The 12,341-nt window shown below is 75.2% G+C and carries 10 protein-coding genes; 5 read left to right on the top strand and 5 right to left on the bottom strand.

Annotated features, from left to right (window positions below):
* Positions 1-187 precede the first annotated feature (187 nt).
* Positions 188-1,612 carry a type I glutamate--ammonia ligase gene (gene glnA, locus ACFVXN_RS08005; RefSeq protein WP_389229946.1) on the bottom strand — a complete coding sequence of 475 codons (1,425 nt, stop codon included), beginning with the start codon at positions 1,610-1,612 and terminating at the stop codon, positions 188-190.
* Between the two features lie 172 nt (positions 1,613-1,784).
* Between glnA and ACFVXN_RS08000 the strand changes: the two genes are divergently transcribed.
* The gene (locus ACFVXN_RS08000) at positions 1,785-2,279 is read left to right on the top strand and encodes an RDD family protein (RefSeq protein ID WP_389229943.1); all 495 of its coding nucleotides are present in this window, start codon (positions 1,785-1,787) and stop codon (positions 2,277-2,279) included.
* Positions 2,280-2,367: 88 nt separating this feature from the next.
* Here the strand turns inward: ACFVXN_RS08000 and ACFVXN_RS07995 are convergent, their stop codons facing one another.
* Positions 2,368-3,087, bottom strand: coding sequence for a DUF4191 domain-containing protein (locus ACFVXN_RS07995; RefSeq protein ID WP_389229940.1), 720 nt, complete (start codon positions 3,085-3,087; stop codon positions 2,368-2,370).
* A gap of 171 nt (positions 3,088-3,258) precedes the next feature.
* Between ACFVXN_RS07995 and ACFVXN_RS07990 the strand changes: the two genes are divergently transcribed.
* On the top strand, positions 3,259-3,768 hold the full coding sequence (locus ACFVXN_RS07990; RefSeq protein WP_389229937.1) for a flavodoxin domain-containing protein: 510 nt from the start codon (positions 3,259-3,261) through the stop codon (positions 3,766-3,768).
* Between the two features lie 43 nt (positions 3,769-3,811).
* Here ACFVXN_RS07990 and ACFVXN_RS07985 read toward each other — a convergent pair whose 3' ends face one another.
* Complete coding sequence (locus tag ACFVXN_RS07985) at positions 3,812-4,306, bottom strand: MarR family winged helix-turn-helix transcriptional regulator (protein WP_389229934.1); 495 nt, start codon at positions 4,304-4,306, stop codon at positions 3,812-3,814.
* A 100-nt stretch (positions 4,307-4,406) separates the two neighbouring features.
* On the opposite strand from ACFVXN_RS07985, the gene ACFVXN_RS07980 reads away from it, so the two are divergent.
* Positions 4,407-6,773, top strand: coding sequence for an MMPL family transporter (locus ACFVXN_RS07980; protein ID WP_389229931.1), 2,367 nt, complete (start codon positions 4,407-4,409; stop codon positions 6,771-6,773).
* 27 nt (positions 6,774-6,800) lie between these two features.
* Positions 6,801-7,835 (top strand): Gfo/Idh/MocA family oxidoreductase, encoded by a 1,035-nt coding sequence (locus tag ACFVXN_RS07975; protein ID WP_389229928.1) that lies wholly within the window; start codon positions 6,801-6,803, stop codon positions 7,833-7,835.
* Positions 7,836-8,040: 205 nt separating this feature from the next.
* Here ACFVXN_RS07975 and ACFVXN_RS07970 read toward each other — a convergent pair whose 3' ends face one another.
* Complete coding sequence (locus tag ACFVXN_RS07970; RefSeq protein ID WP_389229925.1) at positions 8,041-8,928, bottom strand: TIGR01777 family oxidoreductase; 888 nt, start codon at positions 8,926-8,928, stop codon at positions 8,041-8,043.
* A 97-nt stretch (positions 8,929-9,025) separates the two neighbouring features.
* On the opposite strand from ACFVXN_RS07970, the gene ACFVXN_RS07965 reads away from it, so the two are divergent.
* A complete protein-coding gene (locus ACFVXN_RS07965; RefSeq protein ID WP_389229922.1) occupies positions 9,026-10,087 on the top strand; it encodes a LacI family DNA-binding transcriptional regulator in 1,062 nt (353 codons plus the stop codon).
* Between the two features lie 73 nt (positions 10,088-10,160).
* Here the strand turns inward: ACFVXN_RS07965 and ACFVXN_RS07960 are convergent, their stop codons facing one another.
* Entirely contained in the window at positions 10,161-12,149 is a 1,989-nt protein-coding gene (locus tag ACFVXN_RS07960) for a glucoamylase family protein (protein ID WP_389229919.1), read from the bottom strand.
* Between the last annotated feature and the right edge of the window lie 192 nt (positions 12,150-12,341).

Here is a 12,341-nt window from a genome sequence, read left to right as displayed (position 1 = left end):
CCCGCCGCCCGCCCGCACCCGCCCGCGGCCCGAAGTCCGCCGAGATCGCAGAACGCGCCTGCGTCTACCGGGTCACGCAGAGTCGTGTCCTGCCATCTCGGCGAGGCCGAACCGGGGGCGCGCACGCCACGAGGGGCGCCTCCCGGTGGGAGACGCCCCTCGCTGCGTGCTGATCGGGAGCAGCCGATCAGACGTCGTAGTAGAGCTCGAACTCGTGCGGGTGCGGGCGCAGCCGGATCGGGTCGATCTCCGCGGACCGCTTGAAGTCGATCCAGGTCTGGATCAGGTCCGGGGTGAACACGTTGCCGGCGGTCAGCCAGTCGTGGTCGGCCTCGAGGTTGTCGAGCACCTCGCCGAGCGAGCCCGGGACCTGCTGGATGAGCGCGTGCTCCTCCGGGGGCAGCTCGTAGAGGTCCTTGTCGACCGGCTCCGGCGGCTCGATGCGGTTCTGGATGCCGTCGAGGCCCGCCATCAGCATGGCCGCGAAGCACAGGTACGGGTTGGACGACGGGTCCGGCACGCGGAACTCGATGCGCTTGGCCTTCGGGTTCGAGCCGGTCACCGGGATGCGGATGCACGCGGAGCGGTTGCGGGCCGAGTAGACCAGGTTGACCGGGGCCTCGAAGCCGGGGACCAGGCGGTGGTAGGAGTTCACCGTCGGGTTGGTGAACGCCAGCAGCGCCGGGGCGTGCTTCAGCAGGCCGCCGATGTACCAGCGGGCCATGTCGGACAGGCCGCCGTAGCCCTTCTCGTCGAAGAACAGCGGCTTGCCGTCCTTCCACAGGGACTGGTGCACGTGCATGCCCGAGCCGTTGTCGCCGAACAGCGGCTTCGGCATGAAGGTGGCCGTGCGGCCGTCCTCGTGCGCCACGTTCTTCACGACGTACTTGAACAGCTGCACCTTGTCGGCCGACTTGGCGAGCGTGTCGAAGCGGTAGTTGATCTCCGCCTGGCCGGCGGTGCCGACCTCGTGGTGCGCGCGCTCGACCTCGAAGCCGAGCTCGTCGAGCTGCAGGGAGATCTTGTCGCGCAGGTCAGCGAAGTGGTCGACCGGCGGGACGGGGAAGTAGCCGCCCTTGTACGGGGTCTTGTGGCCGAGGTTGCCACCCTCCTCGACGCGGCCCGTGTTCCAGGCGGCCTCGATGGAGTCGATCGAGTAGAACGACGAGTTCTGCTTCGTCTCGAAGCGCACGTCGTCGAAGATGTAGAACTCGGCCTCGGGGGCGAAGAACGCCGTGTCCGCGATGCCGGTCGAGCGCAGGTACGCCTCCGCCTTGGCGGCGACCTGGCGGGGGTCACGCGTGTAGGGCTCGTCGGTGTACGGGTCGACGATGTGGAAGTTCAGGCAGAGCGTCTTCTCGGCGCGGAACGGGTCGATGAACGCCGTCGTCACGTCGGGCAGCAGCTTCATGTCCGACTCGTTGATCGCCTGGAAGCCGCGGATCGACGACCCGTCGAACATCTGGCCCTCGACGAAGAAGTTCTCGTCCACGGTCGCGGCGGGCACGTTGAAGTGCTGCATCACGCCCGGCAGGTCGCAGAACCGGACGTCGACGAACTTGACGTCCTCGTTCTTGATGAAGGCCAGGACTTCCTCCGGCTTGCTGAACATCCGCTGCTCCTCGGTGTCGACACGCCCGTACCGGGCTCCGACGAGGCTAGGCCGGTGCAGTTACCCGGGGGTGTGTGTCGTGTTTCCGGCGTGTTACGTGACCCCGGATCGGTGTTGCGGGGCGATGACGGCCCGGGCCGGCGGGGCCGCGGGCGCCGGTTACCGTGGGGGCATGGTCGATCGCGAGGACGTCGGTTCGTGGCTCGAGGGCCCTCCCGTGGGGGAGCCGGGCCGCGCGAACGGCACCCGGCTGGGGCTGCCGGGCGAGGGGAGCGGGTCGTTGGCGCCGCTGTCGCGCCGGGTCGTCGCCCTCGTCATCGACTGGTTCGCGTGCCAGCTGATCGCGTTCGCGTTCCTGCCCGTCGACGCGCAGGCGATCGGCACCCTGGCGATCTTCGTGCTGGAGAACGTGCTGCTGGTCGGCACCGTCGGCGGCACGCTCGGGCACCGGCTGCTCGGGATCCGCGTGCGCCGGGTGCTGCCCGCGCGCCTCGTGGAGCGTCCCGGCGCCCCGGCCGCCGACCCCGGTCCGGACGTGCCGCCGAACCTGTTCCTCGCGCTGGTGCGGACGGTGCTGCTGTGCCTGGTCATCCCGGCGGTCGTCTGGGACGCCGACGGTCGCGGCCTGCACGACCGCACCGCGGGCACGGCGATCGTCCGCCGCTGACCCGTCCGGAGGCTGCACCCGCCCCGGACGCACGAACGCGCCCGGTCCCGCACGGGGACCGAGCGCGTTCGTGCGTGTCCGGGGTGGCTCAGCGGCCGCGCATGCCCTTGCGGTCGGGGCGCGCGCGCATCGGGTCGACGCCCTTCGGGATCGGCATCTTCACGGCGCCGAGCGCGGTGAGGCGCTTGACGACCTCGCCCGTCTCCTGCTTGGTGAGCTGCGGCTTGAGGCGCTGCACCTTGCGGGCGAGCTGCGGCAGCGGGACCTGACCCTCCTCGCGGCCGACCTCGATCACCGTGATCGGGACGCCGTTCAGGACGCGGGCGGTGCGCTTGCGCTCGGCCTCGAGCAGCTTGCCGATGCGGTGCGCGGGGCCCTCGCCGACCAGGACGATGCCCGGGCGGCCGACGCCGCGGAACACCAGGTCCTGCGTGCGCGGGCCGACGGCGACGGGCTCCTCGGCGAACGTCCAGCCGCGGCGGATCGTGCCGAGGGCGGACATCGCGGCGCCGGGCTGGCCCTCGATGCGGGAGTACGCGGCGCGCTCGGCGCGGCGGGTGAGCACGAACATCGCGGCGAGCGCCGCGAACGGGATGCTCAGCAGCAGCATGTACCACCAGGTGAAGAACACCAGGCCGAGCAGCAGGCCCACCGCGATGACGCCGAAGAACACCGCGAGGATCAGCCAGGTGACCGCCGGGTCCTGCTGGCGGGTCATCTGGTACGCCTGCCAGACCTGGTGGTACCAGCGGGTCTTCTTCACCTTCGGGGGCTTCGGCGCCCCGGGGGCGGTCTTCTCACGGGCCATGCGGGGGAGTCTACCGGCGGGCGGCGGCGTCCCGGGCGCCGGACGAGCCGGACCTGCGACGGCCCGTCGGTGCCGCCGGGACCTCCGTCCCTCGTGCGCCCGGCGCGGCAGGCGTAAGCCTGGGAGGAGGTGGCGGCACCGGCGCCGCGAGCCGGCACGGGGGAGGCGGACATGCGGGTCCTGGTGACGACGGCGTCCCGGCACGGGGGGACGCGGGAGATCGGCGACGCGGTCGCGGAGGTGCTCCGGGAGGCCGGGCACGACGTGACGCACGCCGACCCGGACGACGTGGAGCAGCTGGACGGCTACGACGCGGTGGTGCTCGGCTCGGCGGTGTACGTCGGGCGGCTGGCCGTCGCGATGCGCGACCTGGTCGACCGGCAGACGGAGCAGCTCGCGGCGCGGCCGGTGTGGCTGTTCTGGTCCGGGCCGGTCGGGGTCCCGCCGCTGCCGGCGTCCGAGCCGGACGACGTCCGCTCCGTGGCGCGGCGCGTGGGCGCCCGGGACGTGCACGTGTTCTCCGGGCGTCTGCAGCGCGAGGAGCTCGGGCTCGCGGAGCGGGCGCTGGTCGCGATGATCGACGCGCAGCCCGGTGACTTCCGGGACTTCACGGAGGTCGAGGAATGGGCGGCGGGGATCGCCCGCGAGCTCGCCCGGCCCGCCGCGCGCGCCCGGCGCTGACGGAGCGGTCGGGCGCGGGTCGTCCGGCGCGGGTCGTCGGGCGTCAGGCGGCCGGGGGCTCCTCGCCGCGGCGGGCGACCAGGAGCAGCAACCCGCGCAGCTGGTCGACCTGCTCCGGGGTCAGCCCCTCGGTGACCATCGCCTCGGCGGCGGCGGGGTCGGACGCCTCGACGACGGCAGCGCGCCCGGAGTCGGTGACGGTGAGCACCTGCTTGCGCCGGTCGGTCGGGTGGGCCGTCCGGGTGAGGTAGCCCGAGCGCTCCAGGCGGGACACGACCCGGCTCATCGTCTGCTCGGTGACCTCGCACAGCGCGGCGAGCTCGGCCTGGGTGTGCGGTCCGCGCAGCAGGATCACGAGCACCGGCTGGCTGGCGTGGTTCAGGTCCCAGGAGGCGAGGTGGCCGTTCCAGTCGCGCTCGACGCGGCGCGCGGCGGCCGACAGCAGGCGCCCGACCGGCCAGCCGCTGGGGTCGCGGGCGGACATGCGCTCCCAGCGGGGGTGCGGCTCGGCGCTGCCGTGCTGCGCGTGCCCCTCCACGTCGCGTCCTCTCCGTCGGTCCCGTGCTCGATCGTGCTCGGTCATCGATCGCCCGAGGCACATGTTGCCGGAATCGCTGCCGTCCCGCATAGTGCTCAGCATGCTGAGGAACTGGGTGCGGGGGATCGGCCGCGGTGCGGTCGTGCTGGTGGTGCTGGCCGGGTGGCTGGCGGTCGGGGCGTTCGGCGGGATGGCGCAGGGGCAGCTGTCCCAGGTCCAGACCAACGACTCGGCGGCGTTCCTGCCGTCGTCGGCCGAGTCCACGCGGGCCGCCGAGCTGTCGGGGGAGTTCACCGCCGCCGAGGCGCTGCCCGTCCTGGTGGTGCTGACCGGCGACGACGGCGAGACCCTCGGCGCCGACGCGATCGCGGCCGTGCAGCCCGTGGTCGACGACCTGGCCGGCGTCGCGCTGCCCGGTGCCGACCCCGCCGCGGGCGACCCCGCGACGATCGGCGACGTGCTGTCCGCCGACCCCGTGGTCGTGCCGTCCGAGGACGGCGAGGCGCTGCTGGTGCCGCTGTCCGTCGACGCCGCGTCCGCCGACCTGTCCCTGGCCGACGACGAGAGCGTGGTCGGCGCCTTCGTGCAGGCCGTCCGCGACACCCTGGCGGACGAGCTCGGCGCGACCGCGACGTCCTCCGGCGAGGCGGGTCTGCGGGCCTGGGTCACCGGACCCGGCGGTTTCGTCGCCGACCTGACCAACGCGTTCGGCGGCATCGACGGCGTCCTGCTGCTGGTCGCGCTCGGCGCGGTGCTCGTCATCCTCGTGCTCGTCTACCGGTCGCCGTTCCTGCCGCTCGCGGTGATCTTCACCGCCGTGTTCGCGCTGTGCGCCGCCGCCCTGGCCGTCTACCACCTCGCCGACAACGGCGTCCTCACCCTGAACGGCCAGGCCCAGGGCATCCTCGCGATCCTCGTGGTCGGCGCGTCCGTCGACTACGCGCTGCTGATCGTCGCGCGCTACCGCGAGGAGCTGCGCGCCGTCGAGGCGCCGGCCACCGCGATGCGCCGGGCGCTGCGTCGCAGCCTCGAGCCGATCCTCGCCAGCGCCGGCACCGTCGTCGCCGGTCTGCTGTGCCTCCTGCTGTCGGACCTCGCGTCCAACCGGAGCCTCGGCCCGGTCGGCGCCATCGGCATCGCCGCGGCCGTGCTCGCCGCCTTCACGCTGCTGCCGCTGCTGCTGCTCGTCGCGGGCCGCCGGTCGCGCGCGCTGTTCTGGCCCCGCGTCCCGCGGGCCGAGGTCGGGGCGCACGCCGCCGGACCCGCCGCCGAGCCCGTCCCCGCCGCCACGGACGCCCCGGTGCCCGCGCACCACGGCGCGCACGAGGCGCCCGTCCCCGCCGCCGAGCCGCTGCCCGCGGGCCTGTGGGGCCGGCTGGCCGGCGCGGTCGGCCGCCGCGACCGGGTGGTGTGGATCGGCACCGCCGTCGTGCTGCTGGGCCTGGCCGCCTTCGTGCCGACGTTCCAGGCGTCCGGCACCAGCCAGGCCGACGTGTTCCTCACCGAGGTCGACGCGGTCGCCGGCGAGGACGTCCTCGCCGCGCACTTCCCGGCGGGCACGGTGCAGCCGGCGACCGTGGTCGTGGCGCAGGACGAGGCCGACGCGGTCGTCGAGGCCGCGCTGGACGTCGACGGCGTGGTGTCCGCGGCGCCGTACACCGGCGCGTCGACCACGGGTGGCCCGCCGAGCGGTGCGGCCGGCGGGACCGACGCCCCCGAGCCGAAGGTCGTCGACGGGAACGTCCGGGTCGACGTCGCCACCGAGGACGCCGCCGACACGACCGGGGGCGTCGCCACCGTCGAGGCCCTGCGCGAGGCGGTGCACGCCGTCGCCCCCGACGCCCTCGTGGGTGGCGCGGCCGCCGAGACGCTCGACGCCCAGGACGCCGGCACCCGCGACCTGCGGGTGATCGTCCCCGTGGTGCTGCTGGTGATCCTGCTCATCCTCATGGTGCTGCTGCGGTCCGTGCTCGCCGCGACGCTGCTGATGATCGCGAACGTGCTGTCGTTCGGCGCGGCGCTCGGCATCGCGGCGATCGTGTTCAACCACGTCCTCGACTACCCCGGGGCCGACCCGGCCGTGCCGCTCTACGCGTTCACGTTCCTGGTGGCGCTCGGCGTGGACTACTCGATCTTCCTGATGACCCGCGTCCGGGAGGAGAGCCTGCGGTCCGGGACCCGGGTCGGCGTCCTGCGCGGCCTGGCGGTGACCGGCGGCGTCATCACCTCGGCGGGCGTCGTGCTGGCCGTGACGTTCGCGGCGCTCGGCGTGATCCCGCTGCTGTTCCTCGCGCAGCTCGCGTTCATCGTCGCGCTCGGCGTGCTGCTCGACACGCTGGTGGTGCGCAGCCTGCTCGTGCCGGCGCTCGTGCACGACATCGGCGACCGGGTGTGGTGGCCGAGCCGGCTGTCGCGTCGCGGCGCCGAGCGGCCCGGGAGCGCGCAGGAGGTCGCCGCGCGGTCGTAGGGGTGCAGCGGTCCTAGGGTGGCAGGCATGACGGACGCGCTGCGGGTGGGACTGGTCGGCTACGGATCCGCCGGGCGGGGGATCCACGCCCGGCTGCTGCGGGAGGTCGGCGCCCAGGTGGTGCGGGTCGTCACCCGGAACCCCGAGCGGGCGGCGACCGTCCGCGACGACTGGCCCGGCGCGGCCGTCGACCCGGACGTCGCCGCCCTGCTGGCCCACGCAGCCGAGCTCGACGTGGTCGTCGTCGCCAGCCCGACCGGCGACCACGTCGAGCACGTCACCCTGGCGCTGGCCGCCGGGCTGCCGGTGGTCGTCGACAAGCCGCTCGCCACGACCGCCGACGAGGCCGCGGCCCTCGCCCGGCTCGGCGCCGACGCCGGTGGTCGGCTCACGGTGTTCCAGAACCGGCGGTGGGACCCGGAGCAGATCACGCTGCGGGCCCTGCTCGCCGCCGGCGAGCTCGGCCGGGTGCACCGGTTCGAGCGTCGCTGGGAGCGGTGGCGCCCCGTCCCGCAGGACCGCTGGAAGGAGAACGACACCCGGGCCGGCGGTCTGCTGCTCGACCTCGGCGCCCACCTCGTCGACTCCGCGGTCCAGCTGTTCGGCCCCGTCGAACGCGTGCACGCCGAGCTCCGGGCACTGACCACCCCCGCCGAGGACGACGTGTTCCTCGCGCTCACCCACGTCGCGCAGCCCGACGGCACCGCCGTCATCAGCCACCTGCAGGCCGGCGCGCTCGTCGGCGCGCCCGGGCCACGGACCCGGGTGCTCGGCGACCGGGGCGCGTACCTCGTGACGAGCTTCGAGGGTGAGGCCAGCCCGTTCTCCGTGCTCGACGCGGCGGACGACGGGCACGAGGGCTGGCTGGTGCGCGGCGACGAGCGGGTCCCCGTGCCGCGTGCCCCCGGCGGGCACCCCGACTTCTACCGGGCGGTCGACGCCTGGGTCCGCGCGGGCGGGGACGTGCCCGTCGACCCCGCCGACGCGGTCGTCACCGCCCGCGTGCTCGACGCCGCCCGGGTCTCCGCCCGCGAGCACCGCGCGGTGACGCTCCCGCGCTGACCCGCGCCGCACTGATCCGCGCCGCGCTGCCCCGCGCCGCGCCGCACCCGCCCGCGTGCACCCGCTCCCGCGCGCCGCCACGCGACGAGAGGTCACGACACGCGAGTGCGTGCGTCCTCGCGGCAGCGTGTCGTGACCTCTCGTCGGCGGGCGGGGGCGCTGAGGGGTGCTGCGGCGCGGGGTGGGGCGGTGCGGGCCGCGCGGGTCAGCGCAGGATCGCCGCCGCCGCGTCGCGGGGGGTCGGGTGCCGGTGCTCGAAGCCGCTCGCGGTCAGCGCCGCGGGCGTCGCGCGCAGCGAGCCGAGGATCTCGTCGGAGAACTGGCCCAGGGCGAGCCGCAGCGCGAACCCCGGCACCGGCAGCACCGCGGGCCGGTGCAGGCGCGCGGCCAGGGCGCGCACGAGCTCGATCTGGGACGCGGGCTCGGCGACCAGGTTCACCGGGCCGCTGACCGGCGCGTCCAGCAGGTGCAGGATCGCGCGGACCTCGTCCTCGAGCGTGATCCAGCTCCAGAACTGCCGACCCGACCCGATCGGACCGCCGAGCCCGAGCCGGATCAGCGGCAGCAGCTTCCCGAGCGCCCCGCCGGAGGGCGCCAGCACGATGCCGGTCCGCAGGAACGCCACCCGGACGTCCGGGTGCGCGACCGCCGGAGCGGCGGCCGCCTCCCACTGCTCGACCACCCCGGCGAGGAAGCTGTCGCCGTAGGGGGTCTGCTCGGTGACGACCTCGTCGCCGCGGTACCCGTACGCACCGGTCGCGGAGCCCTGGAGGAGCACGCGCGGCGGCGTGTCGAGACCGGCGACCGTCCGCGCGAGCAGCCCGGTGGTCCGGGTGCGGGACTCGAGCACGACGCGCTTGCGGGCCGAGGTCAGCCGCTTGTCGCCGACGCCGGCGCCGGCGAGGTTCACGACCGCGTCCGCGCCGGCGAGCGCGACCGGGTCCAGCACGCCCGCGTCGGGGTCCCAGGTGCGTTCCTCGGGCCCGCGAGGCGGCCGGCGCACCAGGCGGCGTACCGCGTGCCCCTCCGCGCGCAGCCGCTCCGCGAGCGCCGTCCCGATCAGCCCGCTCGATCCCGCCAGCACCACGATCATGGGCCCGACCCTACGGCCGGGACCTGGGGATCGCCCGGTGACGCGCGACCGCGTGCGGACCGACCAGGGGGCGCGCGGCGCCCTACCATCGCTGGTCATGGACGACGACGCCGCCCGCGCCCGAGCCGGGTCCCTGCCCCCGCTGTCCGTCGTCGCGGCGGACGCCGGTGTGTCGGTCCCCACGGTCTCGAAGGTGCTGAACTCCCGGCCGGACGTCGCCGCGCCGACCCGGGAGCGGGTGACCACCGTGCTCGCCCGGCACGGCTACGCGGTGCGTCCGTCAGGCAGCCGGCGGACGGGGTTCGTGGACCTGCGGATGCACGACCTCGACTCGACCTGGGCGGAGGCGGTGGTCCGGGGCGCGGCCCGGGCCGCCCGGCGGCTCGGCGCGGACCTGGTGGTGACCGTCGACCCCGACGCCGACCCGGCGTCCTGCGGGACGTGGGTGCGGCACGCGCTGGCCCGGGGCACCGACGGGCTGGTGAGCGTGGTGGGCGTGCCGGACGCGGGCTCCCGCGCGGACCTCGACCGGGCGGGGGTGCCGCTGGTCGTCGTCGACCCGCAGGCCCGCGGCGACGACGGGCTGCGGGTGGTCGGCGCGACGAACTTCCGCGGGGGCCTCGACGCGACGGACCACCTGATCGCGCTCGGCCACCGGCGGATCGCCACGATCACCGGGCCGCAGGACCAGGACAACGCGGTGGCGCGGCTCGCGGGCTACCGGACGGCGCTGATCCGGGCGGGCCTGCCGGTCGACGAGGAGCTGGTGCGCGGCGGGGCGTACGGGGTGGACGCGGGGTTCCGCGCGGCGGAGGTGCTGCTGCGCCTCGACGACCCGCCGACGGCCGTGTTCGCGGCGAGCGACGACACGGCGATCGGCGTGCTGCGCGCGGCCCGGGAGCACGGAGTGCGCGTGCCGGAGGACCTGTCGGTGGTGGGGTTCGACGACGTCCCGGTCGCGGCGTGGCTGGACCCGGCCCTGACGACGGTCCGGCAGCCGCTGACGGAGATGGGCGACGCCGCGGTCACGCTGGTCCACCGGGCCCGGACCTCCGACCCGGGCCCCGCCCACGTCGAGCTCGCCACCACGCTGGTCCCGCGGGCCTCGTCCACGCCCCCGGCCGCCCTCCCTCCCCGGGTGGATCCACCCCGCGCGTGAGCCGGGCGGCGTGGAAGGACCCTGTCCGCCACACCCGGCGTGTCGGGCAGGGTGGATCCACCCGGGGCTGAAGTTAGCGGCGGCCGGCCACCACCAGGGTGATGCGGTCGGACGTGGTCGTGAGGCCGGCGTCGTTGGTGGTCGCGGCGGTGAGGCGGTGGGCGCCGCGCTGGGTCACGGGGGTGGCGAGGGTGCAGGTCCACGCGCCGTCGGCGTCCACCTCCGCGGTGCACCACGGGGTGCCGTCGGCGCCGGTGACGGTCAGGTGCGCGCCGGGCTCGGCGGTACCGGACAGCGTCGCGATGCTGCGGACCGGTCGGCGCGGCGCCGGGTCGGTGACCGCGGGCACGACGGGCTCGGCGGCGGAGGAGAACACCTCCTGCTCGAGCACGGGGCGCAGGCGCTGCTCCATCTCGTCGTCGGTCACGTAGTCGCGCAGCGCGCCGTCGTCGAGGTAGTTGCCGATCGCCGCGACGACCATCGCCTGGTCGAGCGAGAGGTACCGCTCGGCGACCGTGCCGGACCGGACGGCCACGGCGTCGTAGAACCCGCCGGGCCCGTAGGCGCCGAGCTCGTCGCGCAGCTTCGTCAGGTTCTGGACGACGCCCCGCGGGTCGTACTCCAGCCCGAGGAACGCGGCGTGCGGCGTGACGACGCCGTCGCCGAACTCGGGGTCGGGGTTCGTGCCCTCGCGGCAGCCGGCGAACCCGGCGTCCACGTCGGTCTCGCCGTCGGACAGGTAACCGTCGGAGCGCATGCCGAGCGAGTCGACCCCGTACTCCGCGTACCCGCCGAACGGGTTGCTGGCGGGGGAGAAGCCCCAGTACCCGTAGCCGGCGACCTCGAGGCCGTGGCGCTGCTGCGCCTGGACGACCAGCGGGTGGTTGACGCCCCAGGACCGCGGGGCCCACTCGGACTCCGGCACCAGCATGTCGGGCATCAGCGCCTCGAACATCGAGCCGCCCCACCCGGGCACCAGCGCGGTGTCGCCGTCGTGGTAGACGCCCTCGTAGACCGGGACGCCGTCGTAGGTGCGCGTGACGCCGCTCGGCCGCTGCTCCTGCCAGCTCCAGTCGCACGTCGACGGGAAGGTGCGGTAGGTGCCCCAGTACGCCTCGGGCGGGATCTCCCCGTCGGTGATGCCCAGGTACAGGGCGATCCGGGTCTCGGAGACCGTGGTGTCGTAGTGGTGGCAGGTGTAGTAGACCGTGTCGCCGCCGGTGTAGTTCCCGGGGACCGAGCAGCCGGACGGCTCCTCGTCCCAGAACCCGCCGCGGATCAGGCCGACGCCGAGGTCGGGCCGTCCCTCGGGGTTGTAGTACACGCCGAAGTGCATGCCGTCGTAGAGCCCGCGGGCCTCGTCGGCGAGGGTCGGCTCGGCCTCGGCGACCACGCGCAGCGCCGCGGCCAGCCAGCCGTTGTCGACGGAGCTGAGGAAGTGCTCGACGGGTGCGCCGTCGTCCGGCCAGGTGTCCACGCGGGCGCCCGTGGCCGGGTCGTACCAGTTGTAGTACATGCCGCTGGCGTCGTGCCGGTCCATCGTCTGCAGGGTGTCGATCGTGGTGGTCAGCCGCGCGCGGGCGTCGTCCGCGTCGATGACCCCCAGGTCGCGGGCCACCACCGTCGACCAGAGGTAGCCGCCGATGTTGGTCGGGGAGGTGTAGGCGCTGGCGGTCGCGGGGTCGAGGGCGCCCTCGATGTTGTCGGCGACCAGGCCGGTCGCCGGGTCGGTCATCGCGTCGAGCGACGTGTAGGTGTCGGCCAGCCAGGTGCGCAGCAGGCCCTCGTCGACCTGCCCGTGACCGGGCCCGCCGTGACCCGGGCCGCCGTGACCGGGCCCGCCGTGGCCGGGACCTCCGTGGCCGGGGCCGCCGCCCACGGGGACCGCCGCCGCGGCGGGGACCAGCGCGGCGCCGGTGCCGGCCAGCACGGCGGCGAGCCCGAGCGCGGCGACCGACCGGGCGCGGCGGCGCCGGGGTGCGGGACCCGGGGTGGGCCGGTCCGCGGCGGGCGTGGGGGAGTCGGGGTGACGCCGGTCGGCGGCGTCGGGTGCTTCTCGCATCGGGCACGTCCTCGTGATCCGGGGGCGCCGAAATTTCGACACCCGTTGTCGAAAGAGCGCCAGCACCGTACCCGCGCATCCGCCTCCCGGCAACGCCCCGACCCCGCGCCCGCCCGACGCCGCCCGCCCGACCCCGGGTACGCCGACGCCCCGGCGACCGCGAGGGTCACCGGGGCGTCGGTCGAGCGCTCA

Origin of the sequence: Cellulomonas sp. NPDC058312, assembly GCF_042880135.1 — a bacterium.
Lineage (GTDB): Bacteria > Actinomycetota > Actinomycetes > Actinomycetales > Cellulomonadaceae > Cellulomonas.
The sequence above is the reverse complement of the archived record's forward strand: the minus strand, read 5'-3'. Positions and strand labels throughout refer to the sequence as shown.